Source organism: Streptomyces sp. ITFR-6 (assembly GCF_031844725.1).
Lineage (GTDB): Bacteria > Actinomycetota > Actinomycetes > Streptomycetales > Streptomycetaceae > Streptomyces.
The window spans coordinates 2,955,850-2,980,261 of record NZ_CP134612.1 but is presented as its reverse complement, the minus strand read 5'-3'; the positions used below and the strand labels follow the sequence as shown (position 1 = coordinate 2,980,261).

Sequence of the window (24,412 nt, the reverse complement as noted above, 5' to 3'; positions counted from 1 at the left end):
GCCCAGGAGACCCGGACCGTTCAGGACAGCCGGACCGCGCCCAGCGTCGGTACGGCCTTGGGCCTCGCCTTCGTCTCCGCGGTGCACAGATAGCCGCGCGGCGCGTACGCCCCCGGGCCGCCGAGCAGCACCGTGCCGCCCTGGACGAGCGCTTCGCTCTCCGTGTACGTACAGACGATCTGGGCCAGTGCCTCGGCCGTCAGGTCCTCCGGCTGCTGGCTGAGCCGCAGCGCGCCCTTCGGGTCGCCCGCACGGGGGCCGCCGACCCGCAGCGTGGACGGGACGTCCGTGGCGAAGCCCGCCTGCCGTTCGGGGGCCGGGGGCTCCTCGCGCAGCTCGTTCAGGAGGGCCCCGGCGAGCGTGAGCCGGCCGGCCTTCGCCTCTTGGACCGGGACCGTGCGGGCGACCGCGACCAGCTGCGAGTTGCAGACCAGGTAGATCTCCGCGCCGACGCTCCGGCCCGGCCGGGCGCTGCCGTCCTGCGCGGGCATGTCGCACGGCACCCGGGACGGCGCGGGCCCCGCGTCCACCGGCACCGAGGTCGTCCTGATCCCGCAGCCCGCGGCCAGTACCGCGCAGAGCACGGCCCCGGCCGCCGCCGCGACGGGGCGCCGGCCCCGTCGTTCGCTGGACATCACGTCGCGTCGTCCTCCTGGTCCGGGTCCTCCGCGTCGCGGTCCGCTGCGGCGCGGTTCAGCGCCTCCGCGTCGCGCGGCAGGCGCAGTACGAACACGGCGCCGTCGCCGTCCGGCGAGTTCGCGGCGGTGATGTCACCGCCATGGATGTGCGCGTTCTCCAAGGCGATCGACAGGCCGAGACCGCTGCCCTCGGAACGCGGCCGGGAGGCGCTGGCCTTGTAGAAGCGGTCGAAGACGTGGGGCAGTACGTCCTCGGGGATGCCGGGGCCGTGGTCGCGGACCTCGATGACCAGCTCGTCGCCCTCCGTCCGTACCGTGACCCGGACCGGCGAACCGCCGTGCTTCAGCGCGTTGCCGATCAGGTTCGCCAGGATGACGTCGAGCCGGCGCGGGTCGAGGCGGACCATCATGCCGCGCTCGGCGTCCAGGTCCACCGCGTCCAGCCAGGCCCGCACGTCTATGCAGGCCGTCACCTGGTCGGCCACGTCCACGGTGTCCAGGACCAGCCGGGCCGTGCCCGCGTCGAAGCGGGTGACCTCCATCAGGTTCTCCACCAGGTCGTTGAGCCGCCGGGTCTCGCTGACCACCAGATGCACGGCCGGCGCGATCATCGGGTCGAGGCTGTCGGCCTCGTCCTCCAGCACCTCGGCCACCGCGGTGATCGCGGTGAGCGGGGTGCGCAGCTCGTGCGACATGTCGGCGACGAACCGGCGGCTGGACTCCTCCCGCGCGGTCATGTCCGCGACCTTCTTCTCCAGCGAACTCGCCGTTCTGTTGAACGTCCGCGAGAGATCCGCCAGTTCATCGGTGCCGGACACGGTGAGCCGGGTGTCGAGCTTGCCCTCGCCCAGCTTGCGGGCGGCGTCACCGAGCCGCTGTACCGGACGCAGCACGGTCGTCGCGGCGGCCTGCGCGAGCAGCGCGGAGCCGACCAGAGCGAGCGCGGTGGCGATCCCCAACGACCAGGCAAGGGAGTTCAGATCCTGCCGCTCCTGGTCGAGCGACTTGAGCATGTACCCGGTCGGGCCACCGCCGATGATCTTCGTACCGCCGACCAGGTACGGGGTGCCGTGGATCGAGGTCCGCTGCCAGAACAGGTGGTACTGGTACTTGTTGCCCGCCTTGACCGGCTGCTTCTTGGCGACCTGCTTCTGTAGCGACTCCGGCACGTTGTCCCGGGTGAAGGTGTCCACGTCGGAGGTGCCGACGATCGGCTTGCCCGGATCGCGCTCGTCGATCAGCAGCACGCTGTAACCGGGGCTGCTGCTCGCCATCTCCGCGGCGGCGTGCTCCAGATCGTCCTTGGCGGGACGGGGCGGCAGCGAGGCCGCCCGGTTCTGCATCTCCTGGCGGAAGTCCCCGAGCGCCGAGTCCTGGGTACGGGTCAGCACCGCCTCGCGGTTCAGCCAGTACGCGATCCCGGACGCGGAGACCGCGGCGGTCAGCGCCACCAGCGCGAACACGACGACGAGCCGCAGCCGCAGGCTGGTCCAGCGGAGCCCGGCGAGCAGGCCCCGCCGCACAGCCTTGCTCACTGCGGCGAGTCCAGCCGGTATCCCACGCCCCGCACGGTACGGATCAGGGTCGGTGAGGACGGCACGTCCTCCACCTTCGCGCGCAGCCGCTGCACGCACGCGTCCACCAGCCGGGAGTCACCGAGGTAGTCGTGCTCCCAGACCAGTCGCAGCAGCTGCTGCCGGGACAGGGCCTGGCCGGGGCGGCGGCTCAGTTCGAGCAGGAGACGCAGCTCGGTCGGCGTGAGCTGAAGATCCTCCCCGTTCTTGGTGACGGTCATCGCGGACCGGTCGATCACCACGTTCCCGAACGTCGCGGAGTCGGTGGACTCGCGCTCGCCCCGGCGCAGCACGGCGCGGATCCGGGCGTCGAGCACCCGGCCCTGCACGGGTTTCACCACATAGTCGTCGGCACCGGACTCCAGGCCGACCACGACGTCGATGTCGTCGCTGCGCGCGGTCAGCAGGATGATCGGCAGCTGGTCGGTGCGCCGGATGCGCCGGCACACCTCGAATCCATCGATTCCGGGCAGCATCACATCCAGCACGACCAGGTCGGGCCGCTGTTCTCGCAGCAGGTTGAGGCCGTCCTCTCCCGTCGCCGCGGTGGCCACACGGTGGCCCTGGCGTGACAGCGAGAGTTCGAGGGCCGTGCGGATGGCGTCGTCGTCCTCGATCAGCAACAGGAAAGGCACGCTGGTCATTCTGACCCATGGGGAGCCCTAGTTCGACAGTTGGTCCCCTCTTACGCGTCGGGCACCTCTTGATCGCGTCCTCACAGGGCCCTGTGACAGGCCTGTGACAGTCGGGGGACAGCGCCATGAAACTGCCCCGGCAAGCTCGTTGTCACAAGGAACGGACGGACTCCACCGACGGGGGGCGCGAGATGGACGCAACTCACAGCATCACCGCAAGCGCGGTTGTCACGCGTCTCCACGACGTCGGGCGGACCGCGGAGAAGTCCGGCGCCGCATTGAACGGGCGGGGGTGCGTTCGCGGCGCTGGGCGTCAGCGCCCGTCGTACATGACGGTTGTGGACGCACCCGCCTCAACGGGCGGGAGCAACGGGGGAAGCACGTACGGGGAGGCCACGGGGGAGCGGCAGGCCTCGGCGCGGGACGAGGACGCCGAAGCGGTGTTCACGGCCTACGTCAGGGAACGCCGCACCTCCCTGTACGCCACCGCCTATCACCTGACCGGCGACCGGTTCGAGGCGGAGGATCTGCTGCAGAGCGCCCTCTTCTCCACGTACCGGGCGTGGGACCGGATCAGTGACAAGGCGGCGGTCGGCGGTTATCTGCGCCGCACCATGACCAATCTGCACATCAGCGCCTGGCGCAGGCGCAAGCTGAACGAATACCCGACCGAGGAGCTGCCGGAGACGGCGGGCGACACGGACGCGATGCGTGGTACGGAGCTGCGTGCCGTGCTCTGGCAGGCGCTGGCGCGGCTGCCGGAGCTCCAGCGCACGATGCTGGTCCTGCGTTACTACGAGGGCCGTACGGACCCGGAGATCGCGTCCATCCTCGACATCAGTGTCGGCACGGTGAAGTCCAGCATCTGGCGGTCGCTCCGCCGGCTGCGTGAGGACGAGGTCCTCAGCTTCGGCCGTGACGAGGAGGAGTCCTTCGGCGAGCTGGTGGCCTGAGGCGACGGGGGGAAACGGGGGAAACGGGGTAACGGGGGAAACGGGGTCGCCGCTTCGGGGGAGGCGGCGGCGTACGGGGGAAGTCGTGGGGTCGGACGGGCCGGGGGGTCCTGTCCGGCCCCACGGCGCGTTCCGGGGGCGCCGCCCCCGGACCCCGTCCCTCAATCGACGGAGGGGCTCGAAACGGCGGAGGGGCTTGATTTCGCCGTCGCCGGCGTGCGGCAGCGGCCCGCCGCCGCCGCGGCCAGGCGGCCCAGGGCTTCGGGCTTGTTGCAGGGGTGCGCGCCCAGTTCGGCCTGGCGGGCCACGATGCGCCGCTCGGAGCGCATCAGCCGCCAGCCCCGCCGCAGCAGGAACGGCACGGACTTGCGGCCCTCGCGTAGATCCCGCAGCAGCCGCCGGCGGAACGTCGTCGACGGACGGCCGCGCAGGCACAGGGCGTCCGCGAGCACCCCGAGCGACCGGCACCGCTCCACGATGTCGGCGGCGAAGATTCCCTCGGCCACGAAGAGCGGGGTGCGCTCGATGTGGAGCACTTCGTGCCCGGTCCGTGAGCTGGTGGCGATGTCGTACAGCGGCACATCGGTGCGGCCGGTGCGGCACAGCGCGGCGACCGCGGCGACCGCCGCGTCGGCGTCCCAGGACTGCGCGGAGTCCCAGTCGATGTCCGTACTGCCGGGGACGAGCGGCAGGGTGGGGTCGCCGGCCTCCTTGTAGAAGTCGTCCAGCCGCAGCACCGGAAGACCGGTGAGGGCGGCGAGGGAGGACTTGCCGGAGCCGGAGGGGCCCGCAAGGAGGACGACGCGGGTCGAATGCGCATGGGAACTCACAGGACATGAGTGTGAGGCATTGACCCGCACAGGGGACCCCCGGAGGTCCTGTTGGTATCGAGCATCACACCTCAACTACGCTGTGCGCCCAGACGATTACTCGATCGATGGTTCGATCGGCCCGATCAGGTGGGAAATCCATGGCTCGTCACGCACTTTCCAAATCCCCGCGCCGCGCTCTGCTGCGGGCGGGGCTGACCGTCACCGCGGTGGGAGCGGCGCTCGGCGCGGGGGGTGCGGCGGCCCAGGCGGCGCCGCTGCCCGCCGCACCGGTGACCGGCAGCGACAGCGGCAGCAGCGGCCTGGGTGCGGCGACGGACGCCGCCGGCGGGGCGCTGACCGGGGCGCTCGGCCCCGCGCTCGACAACAGCATCGCGCCCGTCACGCATCTGCGGCTCGACCCGCTGGCCGGCACCGGCACGGACCCGCTGGACAACGCGGTGGGGACGCAGATCGCCGACTTCAAGCCGGTCTCCACGGCCCTGGTCACAGACCCGCTGACCAGCGGCGGCGCGCTGAAGGACCTGCCCGTGGTGGGACAGGTCACGGGGCTGCTGCACAGCTGACTCGGAGGTGGCCCGTGCCCCGGGGAGTCCGGGGCACGGGCCACACCCGTGTGTCCGTCAGCGCGTCAGTACGAGGAGCCCGACACGCCCAGCGCGCCCGTCGGGTGCCAGACCGTCTTGATCTCCAGGAACGCGGTGAGCCGGCGCGTACCGGGGTCGGCCGACCAGTCGGCGCCGTCCACAGCCTGTGGGCGCGAGACGCGCTTCAGGTTGTCCGCCGACGCGATCTCCAGCTCCTTGGCCAGCTCCGCGTCGGCGCCCGTGAGGTCGATGCCGTTCACGTCCTGGTGGGAGGCGAGCGGCGCGGCGATCTCCGCCGTCTTCCCGGACAGGATGTTGACGACTCCGCCCGGCAGGTCGGAGGTGGCCAGCACCTCGCCCAGCGACAGGGCGGGCAGTGGCGCCGCCGCGGAGGCGATGACGACCGCGGTGTTGCCGGACGCGATCACCGGGGCCACCACGGAGACGAGGCCCAGGAACGACGACTCCTGCGGGGCCAGGACCGCGACCACACCGGTCGGTTCCGGCGTGGAGAGGTTGAAGAACGGCCCCGCGACCGGGTTCGCGCCGCCCGCGACCTGGGCGATCTTGTCCGTCCAGCCCGCGTACCAGACCCAGCGGTCCACCGCCGCGTCCACGACGGCGGCCGCCTTCGACTTCGACAGCCCATCGGCCTCCGCGACCTCCCGGACGAACTGCTCCCGGCGGCCCTCCAGCATCTCCGCGACTCGGTAGAGGACCTGGCCGCGGTTGTACGCGGTCGCGCCCGACCAGCCGCCGAACGCCTTACGCGCTGCGACGACCGCGTCGCGGGCGTCCTTACGGGACGACTGGGGCGCGTTGGCCAGCCACCTGCCCTTGGAGTCCGTCACCTCGTACACCCGGCCGCTCTCGGAGCGGGGGAACTTGCCCCCGACGTACAGCTTGTAGGTCTTGAAGACGCTCAGTCGCCCGTCAGACATCGAGGTAGGCCTCCAGACCATGACGGCCGCCCTCGCGGCCGAAGCCCGACTCCTTGTAGCCGCCGAACGGCGAGGTCGGGTCGAACTTGTTGAACGTGTTGGCCCAGACGACGCCCGCCCGGAGCTTGTTCGCCACCGCGAGGATGCGGGAGCCCTTCTCCGTCCAGATGCCGGCCGAGAGGCCGTACTGGCTGTTGTTGGCCTTGGCGACCGCCTCGTCCGGCGTACGGAACGACAGCACGGACAGCACCGGGCCGAAGATCTCGTCCCGTGCCACGGTGTGCGCCTGGGTGACGCCGGTGAACAGCGTCGGCGCGAACCAGTAGCCGGAGGAGGGGAGTTCACAGGGCGCGGACCAGCGCTCCGCGCCCTCGGCCTCGCCGGTCTCGACGAGCGCGGTGATCCGGGCGAGCTGCTCCGCGGAGTTGATCGCGCCGATGTCGGTGTTCTTGTCCAGCGGGTCGCCCAGGCGCAGCGTGGTCAGCCGGCGCTTGAGGGCGTCCAGCACCTCGTCCTGGACCGACTCCTGGACGAGGAGCCGCGAGCCCGCGCAGCAGACCTGGCCCTGGTTGAAGAAGATGCCGGTGACGATGCCCTCGACGGCCTGGTCGATCGGCGCGTCGTCGAAGACGATGTTGGCGCCCTTGCCGCCCAGCTCCAGGGTGGCCCTCTTGTCCGTACCGGCGAGGCTGCGGGCGATCGCCTTGCCGACGGCGGTCGAGCCGGTGAAGGCGACCTTGTTGACGTCGGGGTGCTCGACGAGCGCCTGGCCCGCGTCCCCGTACCCCGTGAGGATGTTGACGACGCCCTTGGGCAGGCCCGCCTGGCGGCAGATGTCCGCGAAGAACAGCGCGGAGAGCGGGGTCGTCTCGGCGGGCTTCAGCACCACCGTGTTGCCGGTGGCGAGCGCCGGGGCGATCTTCCACGCGAGCATCAGGAGCGGGAAGTTCCACGGGATGATCTGCCCGGCGACCCCGAGCGGGCGCGGGTTGGCGCCGAACCCTGCGTGGTCCAGCTTGTCGGCCCAGCCCGCGTAGTAGAAGAAGTGCGCGGCGACCAGCGGGAGGTCCGCGTCGCGGGTCTCCTTGATCGGCTTGCCGTTGTCCAGGGTCTCCAGGACGGCCAGCTCACGGCTGCGCTCCTGGATGATCCGGGCGATCCGGAACAGGTACTTGGCGCGCTCGGAGCCGGGCAGCGCCGACCACTTCTCGAACGCCCGGCGGGCCGCCTTCACGGCCCGGTCCACGTCCTCCGTGCCGGCGCGGGCGACCTCGGAGAGGACCTCCTCGGACGACGGGCTGACCGTCTTGAAGACCTGGCCGTCGGCGGCGTCGGTGAACTCACCGTTGATGAACAGCCCGTACGAGGGTGCGATGTCGACGACGGAGCGCGACTCGGGGGCGGGTGCGTACTCGAATGCGGATGCCATGGGGTATCAGTCCACCGTCACGTAATCGGGGCCGGAGTAACGGCCGGTGCTGAGCTTCTGGCGCTGCATCAGCAGGTCGTTCAGCAGGCTGGAGGCGCCGAAGCGGAACCAGTGGTTGTCCAGCCAGTCCTCGCCCGCCGTCTCGTTCACCAGGACCAGGAACTTGACCGCGTCCTTCGAGGTGCGGATGCCGCCGGCCGGCTTCACGCCGATCTGGACGCCGGTCTGCGCCCGGAAGTCGCGCACCGCTTCCAGCATCAGCAGGGTGTTCGCGGGGGTGGCGTTGACCCCGACCTTGCCGGTCGACGTCTTGATGAAGTCCGCGCCGGCCAGCATCCCGAGCCAGGAGGCCCGCCGGATGTTGTCGTACGTGGACAGCTCGCCGGTCTCGAAGATGACCTTGAGGCGGGCGGTCCCGCACTCCGCCTTCACGGCGAGGATCTCCTCGTACACCTTCAGGTACCGGCCGGAGAGGAAGGCGCCCCGGTCGATCACCATGTCGATCTCGTCGGCTCCGGCGGCCACGGCGTCACGGACGTCCGCGAGCTTCACGTCGAGCGCGGACCGGCCGGCCGGGAAGGCCGTCGCGACGGACGCCACCTTCACGCCGGAACCGGCCAGGGTGGCGGCGGCGGTCGCGGCCATGTCCGGATAGACGCAGACGGCGGCGGTGCGCGGCGAGGTGCGGTCGGTGGGATCGGGATGGACGGCCTTGGCGGCGAGCGCCCGGACCTTGCCCGGGGTGTCCGCGCCTTCCAGCGTCGTCAGGTCGATCATCGAAATGGCGAGGTCGATGGCGTACGCCTTGGCCGTCGTCTTGATCGAACGGGTTCCCAGTGAGGCGGCGCGCGCTTCGAGGCCGACGGCGTCGACGCCGGGCAGCCCGTGCAGGAAGCGGCGCAGCGCACTGTCGGACGCCGTCGTGTCGGCGAATGCTGGAGCAGTGGTGGGCATGGTCACCAGATGAGCATATCTACGCGCGTAGCGGCCTGTACAGGGGCCCAAGCCATTCGCGTATCGCCCGGCCCCGCGGCCCGGGGCACCCGGCGGTCGGGAAGCCGCCCCCGCATCGCTTGCGCCCGTCAGAAGCTGTGGTCCAACCCCCGCTGGATCAGCTCGGAACGTCCGGTGCGGTCGATCGCAAGGCGCCGGAGTGTCCTCATAGCGGAGCTATCAGGGCGTTTCGGTAACGCCGCGAGCGGCCGTGCCGGGCGTTCCGAGCCCAGCGGGGGTTGGACCACAGCTTCTGAGGCAGAATCGGGCTCATGACGAGCCCCACGCCACCCGCAGAGCCCACCTACGCCGACCGGACCTTCCGGTCGCCCGCCGGGCTGGTCGGGGGCGCCCTGCTGCTCCTGCTCATCCTCTGGATCGGCGTGGACGCCGCGGTCCGGGGCGAGGGCCGGGTGCCGTGGCTGGCGCTGGCCGGGCTGCTCACCGTGGTCCCCCTGGTGATCGCCTTCACCCTGCGCCCCGTGGTCTTCGCCAACGACCGGCGCATCCGGATCCGCAACCCGTTCCGCACGATCACGCTGCCGTGGACCGACGTCGCGAACGTACGGGCGGGCTACTCCAGCGAACTGTTCACGCGGGAGGGCACCAAGTACCAGCTCTGGGCCGTCCCGGTCTCGCTGCGGCAGCGCAAGAAGGCCGCCCGCCGCCAGACCCGCCAGGCGACGGACGACCCGTACGGCCGGACCTCGGTGACCGCCGACGTCCAGGCCACCAGGGCGCTGACCGCGGGCGCCGACCAGACCGTGGTGGACCTGCGGGAGCTGGCCGAGCGGGCGGGCGACAAGCCCGTCGCGGGCGACGTCACCGCATCGGTGCGCTGGGCGTACGAGGTGATCGCCCCGGCCGCCGTGGGCGCGATCCTGCTGGTGATCCTGGGCGCGACGGGCTGAGGCTCCTCGCGGCCGGTCGGGCACGGGTCAGGGCGTCGGCCGGTCGGGCACGGTCGGCTCGGGTCACGCCTGCCGCCACCGGGCCGGCTTCGCCCCGTACCAGGGGTGAACCACGCGTACCACGGCCGCCGCTCACAGCCAGCCGCTGCGCTGCGCCTGCAGGCCCAGTTGGAAGCGGTTCGCGGCGCCCAGCCGGGCCATCAGGACCTGGAGGCGGCGGAACAGGGTGCGGCGGCTGATGCCCAGTTCCCGGGTGATGGTCTCGTCGCTCGCGCCGCCCGCCAGGAGCCACAGCAGACGGCGGTCGGCGGGCGGCAGGCCGCCGGGCCGGGTGGTGCTGCCGTGGAAGGGCAGGGCGTTCTGCCAGGACTGCTCGAACAGCGCGATGAGAGCCGACAGCAGTCCGCACGGCTGCACCACCAGCATGGTGTTGTGCACGTCGGCCTCCTTGATCGACAGCGACACCAGCGCGTACGCGTCGTCGATGATCACCAGCTTGACCGGCACGGACGGCAGCACCCGGGCCTGCTCACCGGCGTTGACGCACGGTTCGACGACGTCCTTCAGATGGCCCGGGTGCTCCAGCGACTCCCGCGAGTACACGACGCGCTGCGTCACCCCGCGCGCCAGGGTGGCCAGCGCGTCGTCCGTGGCGCCCGGCAGCGGGAAGTACGGCGGTGACTCGAACTGCCGGATCTGGTCGCGGGCGCTCGCCCAGGCCCGGCGGATCCTGGGGCCGACGGCGTCGCCGGTGACGACCTCGACGAGATGGTCGTTGTACGCCGCCAGCCGCTGCCGCCGGAACGAGTCGAACGCGCCCCCGACCGCGATCCGCGACGCCTCGACCTCGCTCGCCCGGTGCCGGGCCAGGATCTCCAGGCCCGCGGCCGGCGGCACCGGGGCCACCACGTCCCCGCCGTCCCCGGCGGCGCTGGCCAGACCGGCGTCGACCAGCGTGCCGTACGCCGCGTCGAGCTCCGGCCCCGCCAGTCCGGCCGCCGCGCCGACGGCGGGCAGCGGCGCGGGGGCCAGATCGAGCAGCGCCAGATAGACGTCGGCCGCCGGATGACCGAGCCCCAGAAGCCGCAGGGCCGCACGGAGTCTCTCGTTCGTCATGCCCTCATTGTCCAACGGCCGCGCCCGGATATGGCCGATCTGTGCCACTGGCACTCCTTCGCCCCGCGCGCACACCGTGCGGGGTACCGTCCGGGTGCCGCCGACCGGCGGCCGTGAGGGCACCCCGGACCGCACCCGGCGGGGCACGCGTACCTCGCCGCCGAGGAACCCACCAGAAGAAGGTGTACGACGTGGCGCAAGGCCGGAAGAACCGTCTCTACGCAGGCATCTCCGAGGAACTCTCCGCCCTGATGCGGACCGGCTGGGCCGACACCGAGCGGCACGACCTCCAGCCCGACGAGCAGGCCCCGTACGCGGCCGGCCGCCGCGCCGCGCTCTCCGCGCGCTTCCCGGGCGAGCGCCTGGTGATCCCGTCGGGCAACCTCAAGGTCCGGTCGAACGACGACGGCTACGCGTTCCGCCCCTGCACCGGCTACGTGCACATGACCGGCGACCGGGCCAGGGACGGCGCCCTGGTCCTCGAACCCCGCGCGGACGGCGGCCACGACGCCTACTGCTTCCAGCTGCCCCGCGACAGCCGGGACAACGACGAGTTCTGGACCGGCCCCACGGCGGAGCTGTGGATGGGCCGGCGCCGCTCGCTCGCGGAGTCGGAGCGGGTACTCGGCCTGCCCTGCCGCGACGTCCGCACCGCGGCCGGCACCCTGGCCGCCGGCTCCGGCGCGCCGACCCGGATCGTCCGCGGTGTCGACCCGTCCCTGGAGGACGCCGTCACCACCGACGAGGAGCGCGACGACGAACTGGAGGAGGCCCTCAGCGACCTCCGCCTCGTCAAGGACGCCTGGGAGATCACCGAGCTCCGCAAGGCCGTCGACTCCACCGTGCGCGGATTCTCCGACGTGATCGGTGAACTCTCCCGCGCGGTCGCCACTTCCGAGCGCTGGATCGAGGGCACCTTCTTCCGCCGCGCCCGCCTGGAGGGCAACGCCGTCGGCTACGGCTCGATCTGCGCGGCGGGCGAGCACGCCACGATCATGCACTGGACGGACAACGACGGCCCGGTACGCCCCGGCGACCTCCTCCTGCTCGACGCCGGCGTGGAGACCCACACCCTCTACACCGCCGACGTCACCCGCACCCTCCCGATCAACGGCACCTTCACCCCGCTCCAGCGCAAGGTCTACGACGCGGTGTACGAGGCCCAGGAGGCGGGCATGGCCGCCGTGAAGCCGGGCGCCGCCTACCGCGACTTCCACGAGGCGTCCCAGCGCCACCTCGCGGAACGCCTGGTCGAGTGGGGCTTCATCGAGGGCCCCGCCGAGCGCGCGTACGAACTCGGCCTCCAGCGCCGCTTCACCATGGCGGGCACCGGCCACATGCTCGGCCTGGACGTCCACGACTGCGCCCACGCCCGCAACGAGGCCTACGTGGACGCCGCCCTGGAACCCGGCATGGTGCTCACCGTCGAGCCCGGCCTGTACTTCCAGCCGGACGACCTCACCGTGCCCGAGGAGTGGCGCGGCATCGGCGTCCGGATCGAGGACGACCTGGTCGTCACGGAGGACGGCCACGAGAACCTCTCGGCGGGCCTGCCCCGCTCGGCCGACGAGGTCGAGGCGTGGATGGCGCGGTTCGCGGGCTGAGCGCGCGAGGGGCGGGACGGGGAGGGGCGGGAAGCGTGCGGCTTCCCGCCCCCTCTCAGATCCCCGCCGCGGCCGCCAGGTCCCGCTTGATGCCGGCGAGCAGTTCCGTGCCGCGTGCGCGGGCCGCGGGGAGTCCGGCGGCCGAGGCGACCGGGACCACGACCTCCAGGTAGCACTTGAGCTTGGGCTCGGTGCCGCTCGGGCGGACGATGACCCGGGCGCCCTCCAGCTGGTAGCGGAGTCCGTCGGTGGGCGGCAGCAGGTCGGTGCCGTGGGAGAGGTCCTCGGCCGAGGTGACGGTGAGTCCGGCGAGGGCGGCCGGGGGCTGCTCGCGCAGGCGGCGCATGGCGTCCGCGATGAGGGAGAGGTCCCCTACCCGGACCGACAGCTGGTCCGTGGCGTGCAGGCCGTGCTCGACCGCGAGGTCGTCCAGCAGGTCGGACAGGGTGCGGCCCTGTTCCTTGAGTACGGAGGCGAGTTCCGCGACGAGCAGCGCGGCGGTGATGCCGTCCTTGTCGCGGACACCGTCCGGGTCGACGCAGTAGCCGAGCGCCTCCTCGTAGCCGTAGCGCAGACCGTCCACCCGGGCGATCCACTTGAAGCCGGTGAGGGTCTCCTCGTAGCCGAGGCCCGCCTTCTCCGCGATCCGGCCGAGGAGGGACGACGACACGATCGACTCCGCGAGGACGCCGGTGACCCCCCGGCGGACGAGATGGGCGGCGAGCAGCGCGCCGACCTCGTCGCCGCGCAGCATCCGCCAGCCGCCGTCGGCCGCCGGGTCCGGGACGGCGACGGCGCAGCGGTCGGCGTCCGGGTCGTTGGCGATGACGAGGTCGGGGTCCGAGCGGCGTGCGGTGGCGAAGGCGAGGTCCATCGCGCCGGGCTCTTCCGGGTTGGGGAAGGCGACGGTGGGGAACGCGGGGTCCGGCTCGGACTGTTCGGGGACGAGGACCGGGGCGGGGAAGCCCGCCCGGTCGAAGGCCGCGGTGAGGACCGAGGTGCCGACGCCGTGCATCGCCGTGTAGACGACGCGGGCCGTGCGCGGCGAACCGTCGGCCAGTACGGCGTCCGTGCGGGCCAGGTAGGCGTCCAGCACCTCGTCACCGAGGGTCTGCCAGCCGTCGTCGGGGCGCGGCACGGTGTCCAGCGGGCCGACCGAGGCGATCGCGGCGGCGATCTCGCCGTCCGCCGGGGGGACGATCTGCGAGCCGTCGCCCAGGTAGACCTTGTAGCCGTTGTCGCGCGGCGGATTGTGGCTCGCGGTCACCTCGACGCCCGCGACGGCGCCCAGATGCCTTATGGCGTAGGCGAGTACGGGGGTGGGGAGCGGGCGGGGGAGCACCGCCGCCCGCAGCCCGGCGCCGGTCATCACGGCGGCGGTGTCGCGCGCGAAGTCGGTGGACTTGTAGCGGGCGTCGTACCCGATGACGACCAGGCCGCCCGCCTGCCCCTGGGCCTTCAGGTACGCGGCCAGCCCGGCGGCGGCGCGGATGACGACGGCGCGGTTCATCCGCATCGGACCGGCCCCCAGTTCACCCCGCAGGCCCGCGGTGCCGAACTGGAGGGTGCCGGCGAACCGTGCGCCGAGCTCGGCCAGGTCCTCCGCCTCGATGAGCTTGGCCAGCTCCTCGCGGGTGTCGGGGTCGGGGTCCTCGGCGAGCCAGGTCCTGGCGCGCGCGACGAGGTCCTGAGTCGTCACGGTCGTCCGCCTTCCTTGGTGGTCTTGGTGGAGGTCGCCGGGGGAGGGGGGCGCCCGCGGCGGGCGGACCGGGCCTCTCCGGCGGTTGGGGAACGGGGCCCGGGGACGGCGCCCCCGGGAACGGACCCGTCAGATGCGGTCCAGCAGGCGCGCCAGCAGCGAGCCCATCCGGGTCGCGGAGTCACGGCCCGCCTGGAGCACCTCTTCGTGGTTCAGCGGCTCCCCGCTCAGCCCGGCGGCCAGGTTCGTCACCAGCGAGATGCCCAGGACCTCCGCCCCGGCCTCCCGGGCCGCGATCGCCTCCAGCACGGTGGACATGCCGACCAGGTCGCCGCCCATCACACGGACCATGTTGATCTCGGCGGGCGTCTCGTAGTGCGGGCCGGGGAACTGCACGTACACGCCCTCTTCGAGGGTCTCGTCGACCTCCTTGCACAGCGCCCGCAGCCGGGGCGAGTACAGGTCGGTCAGGTCGACGAAGTTGGCGCCGATGATCGGCGACGCCGCCGTGAGGTTGATGTGGTCGCTGATCAGGACCGGCTGCCCGGGGCGCATGCCCTCGCGCAGCCCGCCGCAGCCGTTCGTCAGCACGACGGTCTTGCAGCCCGCCGCGACCGCGGTACGCACCCCGTGCGCCACGGCGGCGACGCCTCGGCCCTCGTAGAAGTGCGTGCGGCCCAGGAAGACCAGGGCGCGCTTCTCACCGATCAGGTACGAGCGGATCGTGCCGCCGTGGCCCTCGACGGCCGGGGCCGGGAATCCCGGCAGGGCGGTCACCGGGAACTCGGCCTCCGGGGTGCCGAGCGCATCGCCCGCGGGTGCCCAGCCGGAGCCCATCACGAGTGCGACGTCGTGGGTCTCGGCACCGGTCAGCTCGCGCAGGCGGGCGGCGGCGTCGTCGGCGGCGGCGCGCGGGTCGCCCTGGATGTGGTCCGGAATAACTGATGCGTTCACGCGGATGAGCGTAACCGCTGATTCCCTACGCGCGTAGATGTTCCCGTACAGAGACTCGCGGCATCCGTTCGTGCTTTCGCACAGAAGGGCCGGTCCGCAGAGGTCCGCGACACTCAGCAGGGGCGCTTGCGGAGTTCCATCACATAGTCGTGCGGGGCGCCCGCCGAGTCGGCGGCGTCCGCGATCTCGCCGAGGTAGCGGGCGGAGGGCAGCCCGCCCTCGTAGCCGTTCAGCACGTACATCCAAGCCGGCTCCTCGCCGTCCAGGGTGTGCACCCGGACCCGCATCCGCCGGTAGATGTCGAGGCCGACGCCTTCCCAGCGGTCCATGGAGTCCTCGTCCATCGGAGCCAGGTCGTACAGGGCGACGAAGACCTGCGAGCGCGGCGCCTCGACCACCGTGGCCAGCGCGCCCTCCCAGCCCATCTGCTCCCCGCCGAACGTCAGCCGCCAGCCGTTCAGCCAGCCGGTTCCGCGCAGCGGCGAGTGCGGTGCGCGGCGCGTCATCAGCCGCGCGTCGAGGTTGCCGGCGTATGCGGCGTAGAGCGACATGGGGTCGAGGGTACGGGAGGTGGCCCCGGTGAGGTCGATTCCGGTGAGGAAGACGCCCGCTCGGGGGGTCCGCCGCCCGTGGACGCGCCCTGGCTCCAGGGGCCCGGTGCACGTATGGAGGGCCCCGGGGCGAAGCAGCTTGGCGCGTGCGGGACAATGAAGTACGTACTGCATTCCCCCGGGGCGACCCCCCGGACCCCGGCCGGGACAGCAGACGGCCGAGGGACGAGAAACGCGAGGCGGACTTTTCGTGACCCGGATCGTGATCATCGGCGGCGGACCCGGCGGGTACGAGGCGGCATTGGTGGGCGCCCAGCTCGGCGCGGAGGTGACCGTTGTCGACTGCGACGGCCTCGGCGGCGCGTCCGTGCTCACCGACTGCGTGCCCTCGAAGACCCTGATCGCGACGGCAGAGGTGATGACCACCTTCGACTCCTCGTACGAGGAGCTCGGCATCATCGTCGCGGACGACACGCCGCACCTGGAACAGGCCGCGCGCGTGGTCGGCGTCGACCTCGGCAAGGTCAACCGACGGGTGAAGCGCCTCGCGCTCGCCCAGTCCCACGACATCACCGCCTCCGTCACCCGTGCGGGGGCCCGGGTGATGCGCGGACGCGGCCGGCTGGAGGGCCTCCAGGCCGCCGACGGCTCCCGCAGCGTCGTCGTGACCGCGGCCGACGGCACCGAGGAGACGCTCACCGCCGACGCCGTGCTGATCGCGACCGGCGGCCACCCCCGGGAGATCCCGGACGCGCTTCCCGACGGCGAGCGGATCCTGAACTGGACCCAGGTCTACGACCTCGACGAGCTCCCCGAGGAACTCATCGTCGTCGGCTCCGGTGTCACGGGCGCGGAGTTCGCCGGTGCCTACCAGGCCCTCGGCTCCCGCGTCACGCTCGTCTCGTCCCGGGACCGGGTGCTGCCGGGCGAGGACCCGGACGCGGCCGCCGTCCTGGAGGACGTGTTCCGGCGCCGGGGCATGAACGTGATGGCCCGCTCCCGCGCGCAGTCCGCCAAGCGCGTCGGCGACCGGGTCGAGGTCACCCTGGCCGACGGCCGGGTCATCTCCGGCTCGCACTGCCTGATGGCGGTCGGCGCGATCCCGAACAGCGCGGGCATGGGCCTGGAGGAGGCCGGGGTCCGGCTCAAGGACTCGGGCCACATCTGGACCGACAAGGTCTCCCGCACCAGCGCGCCGGGTGTCTACGCGGCCGGTGACGTCACCGGGATCTTCGCGCTCGCCTCGGTCGCCGCGATGCAGGGCCGGATCGCGATGTACCACTTCCTCGGGGACGCGGTCACGCCGCTGAACTTGAAGACGGTCTCCTCGAACGTCTTCACCGACCCGGAGATCGCCACGGTCGGCTACAGCCAGTCCGACGTCGACTCGGGCAAGATCGACGCCCGGGTCGTCAAGCTGCCGCTGCTGCGCAATCCGCGCGCCAAGATGCAGGGCATCCGGGACGGCTTCGTCAAAATATTCTGCCGCCCCGGCACCGGCATCGTGGTCGGCGGCTGTGTCGTCGCACCTCGGGCGAGCGAACTGATCCACCCCATCTCGATCGCCGTCGACAACAATCTGACGGTGGAACAGATCGCAAACGCCTTCACTGTGTACCCGTCCCTGTCGGGTTCGATCGCTGAAGTGGCCCGCCAGTTGCACACCCGTAAGCAGGCGGGCGAAGGATAGGGCGCTCGCGGAACCCTCCGCGGGCCCGGCATTCCCCGGCAACTACCGTCAACTCGGGCAGTCCCGTGACCACCCGCGATCAGTAGGGAACAACAACAGGGCTGCCTATACCACTTGGCGGCCCTTTGTATGTACAACTTCTGCGATTCAGCGCAAACTGCTGAGAACTCTCCGGTGATCGCGTTACTCTCAGTTTCGTGTTCGCTGCAGAACGTCGTCAATTGATCCTCGAAATGGTGCGTGCCAACGGGGCGGTATCGCTCCGTGAGCTCGCCCGCGTCGTCCAGACCTCCGAAGTGACCGTACGGCGGGACGTGCGGGCACTGGAGGCAGAAGGACTCCTCGACCGTCGGCACGGCGGTGCGGTCTTGCCGGGCGGTTTCACGCGGGAGTCCGGGTTTCCACAGAAATCCCATCTCGCCACCGCGGAGAAGACCGCCATCGCCGACCTGGCCGCCGGTCTCGTCGAAGAGGGCGAGGCCATCGTGGTCGGCGCCGGTACGACCACGCAGGAGCTGGCCCGCCGGCTCGCGCGGGTCCCCGGCCTGACCGTGGTCACCAACTCGCTGCTGGTCGCCCAGGCGCTCGCCCATGCCAACCGGGTGGAGGTGGTGATGACCGGCGGCACCCTGCGCGGTTCCAACTACGCCCTGGTGGGCAGCGGGGCCGAGCAGTCGCTCCAGGGGCTGCGGGTCTCCCGGGCGTTCCTCTCCGGGAGCGGCCTCACCGCCGAGCGCGGGCTCTCCACGTCCAACATGCTCTCCGCGAGCGTGGACCGGGCGCTGGTGCAGGCGGCCGGGGAGGTGGTGGTCCTGGCCGACCACACCAAGCTCGGCGCCGACACCATGTTCCAGACGGTGCCGACCGACCTCATCACCCGGCTCGTGACGGACGAACCGGCCGCGCACGACGACCGCGCCGCGGCGGAGCTGCAGGCCCTGGCCGACCAGGGGGTGCAGATCGCGGTGGCGGGTCCTGGGGGTGCTCCGGCCCCGGCGTCCTCCGAACCGGGGTCGTCCGGGCGGGGCAACCGCCGGGACATGCCGCTCCCGGGACAGCGGCGCACGCACGGGAGCGGGCCGCAGCCCTTGCGGGGGTCCGCAGTGCTGGCCGAGCAGGCGCAGGGGGAGCGGGCGAGAGTGGCGGACCTGCGGCGTCGCTGACCCCGGGGGCGCTGCCCCCGGACCCCCGCTCCTCAATCGCCGGAGGGGCTGGATTCGCCCGAAGAACTCAGCCCCGAAGAACTCAGCCCCCGCACCGTCAGCGTCAGCAGCCGGTCCGCCAGTTCCGGATCGTCCGGTGACTGCTCGGCGGCCAGCGCGATCGCGTTGGTGAGCTGCATCAGGTCGTCGATGGACACCTCCGCGCGCACCGCCCCGCCCGCCTGCGCGCGGGCCAGCAGTACCGAACCCGCCTCGCGCATCGGCACATTGCAGCGGGACAGCGCCGAGGTCTCGTCCCGGCACGTCGACATGAGGGCCTGGGCCAGCCCGCGATACTCACCCGCATGAGTGATGATCGTGCCCAGCCACTCCACCAGCGCCTCGCACGGCCGCTCCGCCCCGGCCAGCTCGCGGGAGCGGACGATCAGGTCGGCCACCGCCTCCTGGAAGACCGCGCTCATCAGCGCGTGCCTGGTCGGGAAGTGCCGGTACAGCGTGCCGATCCCCAGCCCCGCGGACCGTGCGACATCCTCCAGGGACGCCGTGGTGCCGTGCTCCGCGAAGGCGGTACGGGCCTCGGCCAGCAGCCGGTCGTAATTACGGCGCGCGTCGGCGCGCATGGGCCGGGCCGGTGTCCCTGCTGTGCTCGTCGCCATCGCGCAGTCCTCCCTGATTCCGCCGCGGGGGTCCAGGATGCCATCGCCCGTACGGCCCAGTGGCCCGGGAGCCCGGCGGCTCCGGTCGCCAACGGGCGGCGCCCCCGTCACGTCGTACGACATGACGGGGGCGCCGGCGGAACGCGAGGAGCGGGGATCAGTCCTTGATCTCGCAGATCATGGCGCCGGACGAGAGGGAGGTGCCGACCTCGGCGGTCAGGCCCTTGACCGTGCCGGAGCGGTGCGCGTTGAGCGGCTGCTCCATCTTCATGGCCTCCAGGACGACGATCAGGTCGCCCTCCTTGACCTCCTGGCCCTCCTCCACGGCGATCTTCACGATCGTGCCCTGCATCGGGGAGGCGAGGGTGTCGCCGGAGGCCGCGGAGCCGGACTTCTTGGCCGCGCGGCGCTTGGGCTTGGCGCCGGCCGCGAGCCCGGTGCGGGCCAGGCTCATGCCGAGCGAGGAGGGCAGCGAGACCTCCAGGCGCTTGCCGCCGACCTCGACGACGATCGTCTCGCGGCCGGACTCCTCGTCGGTGTCCGCGTCGGCGGGGGCGGCGAAGGCCGGGATCTCGTTGACGAACTCCGTCTCGATCCAGCGGGTGTGGATGGTGAACGGGTCGGCGGTGAACGCGGGGTCCGTGACGACGGCACGGTGGAAGGGGATGGCGGTGGCCATGCCCTCCACGGTGAACTCGCCCAGCGCGCGGGCGGCCCGCTGGAGCGCCTGCTCACGGGTGGCGCCCGTCACGATCAGCTTGGCGAGGAGCGAGTCCCAGGCGGGGCCGATCACGCTGCCGGACTCGACGCCCGCGTCGAGCCGGACACCGGGACCGGACGGCGGGGCGAACAGGGTGACGGTGCCGGGGGCCGGCAGGAAGCCGCGGCCCGGGTCCTCGCCGTTGATCCGGAACTCGAAGGAGTGACCGCGCATCTCGGGGTCGCCGTAGCCGAGCTCCTCGCCGTCCGCGATGCGGAACATCTCGCGTACGAGGTCGAGGCCGGTGACCTCCTCGGTGACCGGGTGCTCGACCTGGAGGCGGGTGTTGACCTCCAGGAAGGAGATCGTGCCGTCCGCGCCGACCAGGAACTCGACCGTGCCGGCGCCGACGTAGCCGGCCTCTTTGAGGATCGCCTTGGACGCCGCGTACAGCTCCGCGTTCTGCGCCTCGGACAGGAAGGGGGCCGGGGCCTCCTCCACGAGCTTCTGGTGGCGGCGCTGGAGCGAGCAGTCACGGGTGGACACGACCACGACGTTGCCGTGGGTGTCGGCCAGGCACTGGGTCTCCACGTGCCGGGGCTTGTCGAGGTAGCGCTCGACGAAGCACTCCCCGCGCCCGAACGCGGCGACCGCCTCACGGACCGCGGAGTCGTACAGCTCCGGGATCTCCTCCAGCGTGCGGGCGACCTTCAGCCCGCGCCCGCCACCGCCGAACGCCGCCTTGATCGCGATCGGCAGCCCGTTCTGCTCGGCGAACGCGACGACCTCGGCGGAGCCGGAGACCGGGTCGGGGGTGCCCGCGACGAGCGGGGCACCGGCACGCTGCGCGATGTGGCGGGCGGCGACCTTGTCACCGAGGTCCCGGATCGCCTGCGGCGGCGGACCGATCCACGTCAGCCCGGCATCCAGCACGGCCTGCGCGAACTCGGCGTTCTCCGAGAGGAACCCGTAGCCCGGGTGGATCGCGTCCGCCCCGGAGTCCTTCGCGGCCTGGAGGACCTTGGCCATGTCCAGATAACTGGCGGCCGGAGTGTCACCGCCCAGCGCGAATGCCTCATCGGCCGCACGCACATGCAACGCGTCGCGGTCCGGGTCGGCGTAGACGGCCACGCTCCCGATCCCCGCGTCCCGGCAAGCACGGGCAACACGGACAGCAATTTCGCCACGGTTGGCGATGAGCACCTTGCGCACGATGGCTCCCTCCTTGAAACAAGCTGAGTTTAGGGACTACCGACACGGCCCTACGACCCGTCCCCAATGGTGAGCTTGCCCACACGGAGTGTGATTCGAGGCTTGCTCAAGTCGCGAAATCCCTTGTGGAACCACGGTACGCCGGGAACCATAACCGCACAGTAGCCACGAGGTGTGGTCCAGGTCTCTGTCGGTACGGGCAGCGACGCCCCGTGTTTATTTGTCTGATTCCTACTAACGGCCGCGCATTTCTTTGCCTGGCGCCCGGCCACCGGCACTCCGGGTGCCCGCATTGCCGCCCGCGGGGCCCCGAAGCGGTCGAAACCCTTGTCCCGGGCATTACCCGTTAGTAGGGTCCGCGCTATCGCACGTACTGCAGGTAACAGGGGGTGAGCGCCGTGGTGCGCAGGCCGGTGGCATTCATATCCGCGATCGTGCTGGTCGCGGAAGCCGTGGGCGTCGTGATCGTCAACGGTGTCCTGGCGACGTTCGTGAAGAACCAGGACATGTCCCTGGCGGGGACGGATCCCGACGTCATGGCCAACGGCGCCTGGGTGCTGGGCGGGATCTCCGGACTGTTCCTGCTGCTCTGCGGTGTGCTGCTCCTGCTCACCGGCATCCGCGACCGGGCCCCCGGCCGGATCGCCAGGGTCGTCCTCATCGGCTGCGCCGTCGTCCACGGGGTGCTGGGCGCGCTCGCGGTGGGGCTGATCGGCTGGACCGCGTTCGTGTCCATGATGGTGGTGCTCGGCCTGATCGTGCTGACGCTGGTGGCGTACGGGGACGGTCGCGAGGAACCGGCCACCGGGACGGACGCCGAGAAGCCGGTGACCCCGGCCACCGCCTGACCGGACGGACGGGCCGCCTCCGCTCGGGCCGGACGGCCGTCTCCGCTCAGGCCCACAGCTCGGTGACGGTGATCCCCAGCTCGCCCAGGAGCCGCCGCAGCAGGGGCAGCGAGAGCCCGATGACGTTGCCCGGGTCGCCGTCGATGGAGTCCACGAACGGCGCGGAGCGCCCGTCCAGGGTGAAGGCGCCCGCCACGTGCAGCGGCTCCCCGGAGGCCACGTAGGCGGCGATCTCGGCGTCCGTCGGCTCACCGAAGCGGACCGTCGTGGACGCGGTCTCCGAAACCGTCCGGCCACTCGCGGTGTCGGTCAGGCTGTGACCGGTCCGCAGCACCCCGGACCGGCCCCGCATCGACTTCCAGCGGGCCGTGGCCTCCTCGGCGTCGGCCGGCTTGCCGAGCGCCTCGCCGTCCAGTTCGAGCACCGAGTCGCAGCCGATGACCAGGGCCCCCGCGACCTCCGGCAGCGCGGCCACGGCGTCGGCCTTGGCCTCGGCGAGCACCAGCGCCAGCTCGGCGGGGGTGGGGGCGCTCAGCGCGTCCTCGTCCACCCCGCTGACGATCACCTCGGGCGCGAAGCCCGCCTGCCGGAGCAGACCGAGGCGGGCGGGGGAGGCGGAGGCGAGCACGAGGCGGCGGGGCGCGGGATCAGTCATGCGCGCCATCGTACAAATCAGCCGGTGCGGGCGGCCCCGCAGCCGGGGCCCGCACCGTCACCGGGTGCCGCTCACGAACATCGCGACCACCATGGCCAGCGCGAGCACCAGACCCACGCGCCGCATCATGTCCTGGGCGTCGCGCAGTTCCTTCGGCGGCTTGTTCTCGGGATCGGACCACAGCATGCCTCCGATCCTGCTGCGGGGGCCGAGCCCGCGCCTGAGTACGCGTACTCAGCAACCGCCCGGCCCGTACCCGCTAACCGGGCCAGTACGTACGGGCCCAGGCTCGCGGCCCCGGCAGATGGCGGCCGCGCCGGGCGACCCGGCCGGGGTCGGACCACTGTCCGGGCAGCTCCGGCGCTCCGGACAAGACGGCGGCCACCGCGGCGGCGCGTGCCTGGACGACCGCGAGCGCGGCTGCCAGTTCTTCCGGGGTGGGATTGCCCCGTACGACCTTGATCATGGCCAGAGCCCTTTCTAGAGAGGGATGTTGCCGTGCTTCTTCGGGGGCAGCGACTCCCGCTTGGTGCGCAGCTGCCGCAGTCCCTTGACCACGTGGGCCCGGGTGTCCGAGGGCATGATCACCGCGTCCACGTAGCCGCGTTCGGCCGCGACGTACGGGTTGAGCAGCGCGTCCTCGTAGGCCGCCATCAGCTCGGCCCGGGTGGCGTCCTGATCCTCCGCGGCGGCGATCGTGCGGCGGTGCAGGATGTTGACGGCGCCCTGGGCGCCCATGACGGCGATCTGGGCGGTCGGCCAGGCGACGTTGATGTCGGCGCCCAGGTGCTTGGAGCCCATGACGTCGTACGCGCCGCCGAACGCCTTGCGGGTGATCACCGTGATCAGCGGGACGGTCGCCTCCGCGTACGCGTAGATCAGCTTGGCGCCGCGCCGGATGATGCCGCCGTACTCCTGGTCGACGCCGGGCAGGAAGCCGGGCACGTCCACGAAGGTCAGCACCGGCACGTTGAACGCGTCGCAGGTGCGGACGAAGCGGGCGGCCTTCTCGCTCGCGTTGATGTCCAGGCAGCCGGCGAACTGCATCGGCTGGTTGGCGACGATGCCGACCGGATAGCCCTCGACCCGGCCGAAGCCGGTGAGGATGTTCGGCGCGAACAGCGCCTGGGTCTCCAGGAATTCACCGTCGTCCAGCACGTGCTCGATCGCGGTGTGCATGTCGTACGGCTGGTTCGCGGAGTCCGGGACCAGCGTGTCCAGCTCGCGGTCCTCGTCCGTGACCGCGAGGTCCGCCTCCTCCGGGAAGGACGGGGCCTCCGAGAGGTTGTTCGACGGGAGGTAGGAGAGCAGCGACTTGACGTACTCGATGGCGTCCTTCTCGTCGCCCGCCATGTGGTGCGCTACCCCGGAGGTGGTGTTGTGGGTACGGGCGCCGCCCAGGTCCTCGAAGCCGACGTCCTCGCCGGTGACCGTCTTGATGACGTCGGGCCCGGTGATGAACATGTGCGAGGTCTGGTCGACCATGACCGTGAAGTCGGTGATCGCGGGGGAGTAGACCGCGCCGCCCGCGCACGGTCCTACGATCAGCGAGATCTGCGGGACGACACCCGAGGCGTGCACATTGCGCCGGAAGATCTCCGCGAAGAGCCCCAGCGCCGCCACGCCTTCCTGGATACGGGCGCCGCCGCCGTCGTTGATGCCGATGACCGGACAGCCGGTCTTCAGCGCGAAGTCCATCACCTTGACGATCTTCTCACCGTAGACCTCACCGAGCGAGCCGCCGAAGATGGTGAAGTCCTGCGAATACACGCAGACGGGGCGGCCGTCGACCGTGCCGTAGCCGGTGACGACACCGTCCCCGTACGGCCGGTTCTTCTCGATCCCGAAGTTCGTCGAGCGGTGCCGGGCGAACTCGTCGAGCTCGACGAAGGAGCCCTCGTCCAGCAGCAGGTCCACGCGCTCGCGCGCCGTCAACTTGCCCTTCGCGTGCTGCTTCTCCACCGCGCGGGCGGACCCCGCGTGGGTCGCCTCCTCGATACGGCGCTGCAGGTCCGCGAGCTTGCCCGCGGTGGTGTGGATGTCGGTCTCTTCCGGCTCGGACATCGGGTTGCG

The 24,412-nt window shown here is 71.8% G+C and carries 24 protein-coding genes; 7 read left to right on the top strand and 17 right to left on the bottom strand.

The genetic code is table 11. The features are described from left to right. Positions 1 to 20 precede the first annotated feature (20 nt). The 3 genes from RLT59_RS13255 to afsQ1 are packed head-to-tail and all read right to left on the bottom strand — an operon-like array spanning position 21 to position 2,847. Positions 21 to 635: a hypothetical protein gene (locus tag RLT59_RS13255; RefSeq protein WP_399125351.1), complete on the bottom strand. Its 615-nt coding sequence runs from the start codon at positions 633 to 635 to the stop codon at positions 21 to 23. After that, the gene (locus RLT59_RS13250) at positions 635 to 2,173 is read right to left on the bottom strand and encodes an ATP-binding protein (protein ID WP_311303595.1); all 1,539 of its coding nucleotides are present in this window, start codon (positions 2,171 to 2,173) and stop codon (positions 635 to 637) included. Before RLT59_RS13250 ends, RLT59_RS13255 begins: the two co-directional genes overlap by 1 nt. Then, positions 2,170 to 2,847, bottom strand: coding sequence for a two-component system response regulator AfsQ1 (gene afsQ1 / locus RLT59_RS13245; RefSeq protein ID WP_026171255.1), 678 nt, complete (start codon positions 2,845 to 2,847; stop codon positions 2,170 to 2,172). Before afsQ1 ends, RLT59_RS13250 begins: the two co-directional genes overlap by 4 nt. Positions 2,848 to 3,038: 191 nt before the next feature. On the opposite strand from afsQ1, the gene RLT59_RS13240 reads away from it, so the two are divergent. Continuing rightward, positions 3,039 to 3,800, top strand: coding sequence for a SigE family RNA polymerase sigma factor (locus RLT59_RS13240; protein ID WP_311303594.1), 762 nt, complete (start codon positions 3,039 to 3,041; stop codon positions 3,798 to 3,800). Between the two features lie 161 nt (positions 3,801 to 3,961). On the opposite strand, the gene RLT59_RS13235 is transcribed toward RLT59_RS13240, so the two are convergent. Beyond that, entirely contained in the window at positions 3,962 to 4,630 is a 669-nt protein-coding gene (locus RLT59_RS13235) for a uridine kinase (RefSeq protein WP_311303593.1), read from the bottom strand. 140 nt (positions 4,631 to 4,770) lie between these two features. On the opposite strand from RLT59_RS13235, the gene RLT59_RS13230 reads away from it, so the two are divergent. After that, a complete protein-coding gene (locus tag RLT59_RS13230) occupies positions 4,771 to 5,196 on the top strand; it encodes a hypothetical protein (protein WP_311303592.1) in 426 nt (141 codons plus the stop codon). A gap of 65 nt (positions 5,197 to 5,261) precedes the next feature. Here the strand turns inward: RLT59_RS13230 and RLT59_RS13225 are convergent, their stop codons facing one another. The 3 genes from RLT59_RS13225 to deoC are packed head-to-tail and all read right to left on the bottom strand — an operon-like array spanning position 5,262 to position 8,541. Next, on the bottom strand, positions 5,262 to 6,158 hold the full coding sequence (locus tag RLT59_RS13225; protein WP_311303591.1) for an aldehyde dehydrogenase family protein: 897 nt from the start codon (positions 6,156 to 6,158) through the stop codon (positions 5,262 to 5,264). Beyond that, positions 6,151 to 7,587, bottom strand: a complete 1,437-nt coding sequence (locus tag RLT59_RS13220) for an aldehyde dehydrogenase family protein (protein WP_311303590.1) — start codon at positions 7,585 to 7,587, stop codon at positions 6,151 to 6,153. Before RLT59_RS13220 ends, RLT59_RS13225 begins: the two co-directional genes overlap by 8 nt. 6 nt (positions 7,588 to 7,593) lie before the next feature. Beyond that, the gene (gene deoC, locus RLT59_RS13215; protein ID WP_311307713.1) at positions 7,594 to 8,541 is read right to left on the bottom strand and encodes a deoxyribose-phosphate aldolase; all 948 of its coding nucleotides are present in this window, start codon (positions 8,539 to 8,541) and stop codon (positions 7,594 to 7,596) included. 311 nt (positions 8,542 to 8,852) lie between these two features. Between deoC and RLT59_RS13210 the strand changes: the two genes are divergently transcribed. Then, a complete protein-coding gene (locus RLT59_RS13210) occupies positions 8,853 to 9,491 on the top strand; it encodes a PH domain-containing protein (protein WP_311303589.1) in 639 nt (212 codons plus the stop codon). 132 nt (positions 9,492 to 9,623) lie between these two features. Here the strand turns inward: RLT59_RS13210 and RLT59_RS13205 are convergent, their stop codons facing one another. After that, the gene (locus RLT59_RS13205; protein ID WP_311303588.1) at positions 9,624 to 10,607 is read right to left on the bottom strand and encodes a LuxR family transcriptional regulator; all 984 of its coding nucleotides are present in this window, start codon (positions 10,605 to 10,607) and stop codon (positions 9,624 to 9,626) included. 191 nt (positions 10,608 to 10,798) lie between these two features. Between RLT59_RS13205 and RLT59_RS13200 the strand changes: the two genes are divergently transcribed. Further along, positions 10,799 to 12,211, top strand: a complete 1,413-nt coding sequence (locus RLT59_RS13200; protein ID WP_311303587.1) for an aminopeptidase P family protein — start codon at positions 10,799 to 10,801, stop codon at positions 12,209 to 12,211. 55 nt (positions 12,212 to 12,266) lie between these two features. Here the strand turns inward: RLT59_RS13200 and RLT59_RS13195 are convergent, their stop codons facing one another. The 3 genes from RLT59_RS13195 to RLT59_RS13185 all read right to left on the bottom strand — a co-directional run bounded on the left by RLT59_RS13195 (position 12,267) and on the right by RLT59_RS13185 (position 15,415). Next, a complete protein-coding gene (locus RLT59_RS13195) occupies positions 12,267 to 13,910 on the bottom strand; it encodes a phospho-sugar mutase (protein WP_311303586.1) in 1,644 nt (547 codons plus the stop codon). Positions 13,911 to 14,039: 129 nt separating this feature from the next. Then, a complete protein-coding gene (locus tag RLT59_RS13190; protein WP_073732485.1) occupies positions 14,040 to 14,864 on the bottom strand; it encodes a purine-nucleoside phosphorylase in 825 nt (274 codons plus the stop codon). Between the two features lie 113 nt (positions 14,865 to 14,977). Next, positions 14,978 to 15,415 carry a gamma-glutamylcyclotransferase family protein gene (locus RLT59_RS13185; protein ID WP_024490113.1) on the bottom strand — a complete coding sequence of 146 codons (438 nt, stop codon included), beginning with the start codon at positions 15,413 to 15,415 and terminating at the stop codon, positions 14,978 to 14,980. Between the two features lie 250 nt (positions 15,416 to 15,665). Here RLT59_RS13185 and RLT59_RS13180 point away from each other — a divergent pair, with 250 nt between their 5' ends. Together RLT59_RS13180 and RLT59_RS13175 are read left to right on the top strand one after the other, a co-directional pair. After that, complete coding sequence (locus RLT59_RS13180; protein ID WP_311303585.1) at positions 15,666 to 17,105, top strand: NAD(P)H-quinone dehydrogenase; 1,440 nt, start codon at positions 15,666 to 15,668, stop codon at positions 17,103 to 17,105. A 197-nt stretch (positions 17,106 to 17,302) separates the two neighbouring features. Then, on the top strand, positions 17,303 to 18,268 hold the full coding sequence (locus tag RLT59_RS13175; RefSeq protein ID WP_311303584.1) for a DeoR/GlpR family DNA-binding transcription regulator: 966 nt from the start codon (positions 17,303 to 17,305) through the stop codon (positions 18,266 to 18,268). Between the two features lie 32 nt (positions 18,269 to 18,300). Here the strand turns inward: RLT59_RS13175 and RLT59_RS13170 are convergent, their stop codons facing one another. Next, positions 18,301 to 18,924, bottom strand: coding sequence for a TetR/AcrR family transcriptional regulator (locus tag RLT59_RS13170; protein WP_311303583.1), 624 nt, complete (start codon positions 18,922 to 18,924; stop codon positions 18,301 to 18,303). Positions 18,925 to 19,081: 157 nt separating this feature from the next. Further along, complete coding sequence (locus RLT59_RS13165) at positions 19,082 to 20,836, bottom strand: acetyl/propionyl/methylcrotonyl-CoA carboxylase subunit alpha (RefSeq protein WP_311303582.1); 1,755 nt, start codon at positions 20,834 to 20,836, stop codon at positions 19,082 to 19,084. Between the two features lie 389 nt (positions 20,837 to 21,225). Between RLT59_RS13165 and RLT59_RS13160 the strand changes: the two genes are divergently transcribed. After that, positions 21,226 to 21,684 (top strand): hypothetical protein, encoded by a 459-nt coding sequence (locus RLT59_RS13160; RefSeq protein WP_311303581.1) that lies wholly within the window; start codon positions 21,226 to 21,228, stop codon positions 21,682 to 21,684. 46 nt (positions 21,685 to 21,730) lie between these two features. Here the strand turns inward: RLT59_RS13160 and RLT59_RS13155 are convergent, their stop codons facing one another. From RLT59_RS13155 to RLT59_RS13140, 4 genes are all read right to left on the bottom strand, one after another. After that, entirely contained in the window at positions 21,731 to 22,348 is a 618-nt protein-coding gene (locus RLT59_RS13155) for a Maf family protein (protein WP_311303580.1), read from the bottom strand. A 48-nt stretch (positions 22,349 to 22,396) separates the two neighbouring features. Then, on the bottom strand, positions 22,397 to 22,525 hold the full coding sequence (gene mmpB / locus RLT59_RS13150; protein WP_260255621.1) for a morphogenic membrane protein MmpB: 129 nt from the start codon (positions 22,523 to 22,525) through the stop codon (positions 22,397 to 22,399). 73 nt (positions 22,526 to 22,598) lie between these two features. Then, on the bottom strand, positions 22,599 to 22,805 hold the full coding sequence (locus tag RLT59_RS13145; protein WP_311303579.1) for an acyl-CoA carboxylase epsilon subunit: 207 nt from the start codon (positions 22,803 to 22,805) through the stop codon (positions 22,599 to 22,601). A 14-nt stretch (positions 22,806 to 22,819) separates the two neighbouring features. Beyond that, positions 22,820 to 24,403, bottom strand: a complete 1,584-nt coding sequence (locus tag RLT59_RS13140) for an acyl-CoA carboxylase subunit beta (RefSeq protein WP_311303578.1) — start codon at positions 24,401 to 24,403, stop codon at positions 22,820 to 22,822. Between the last annotated feature and the right edge of the window lie 9 nt (positions 24,404 to 24,412).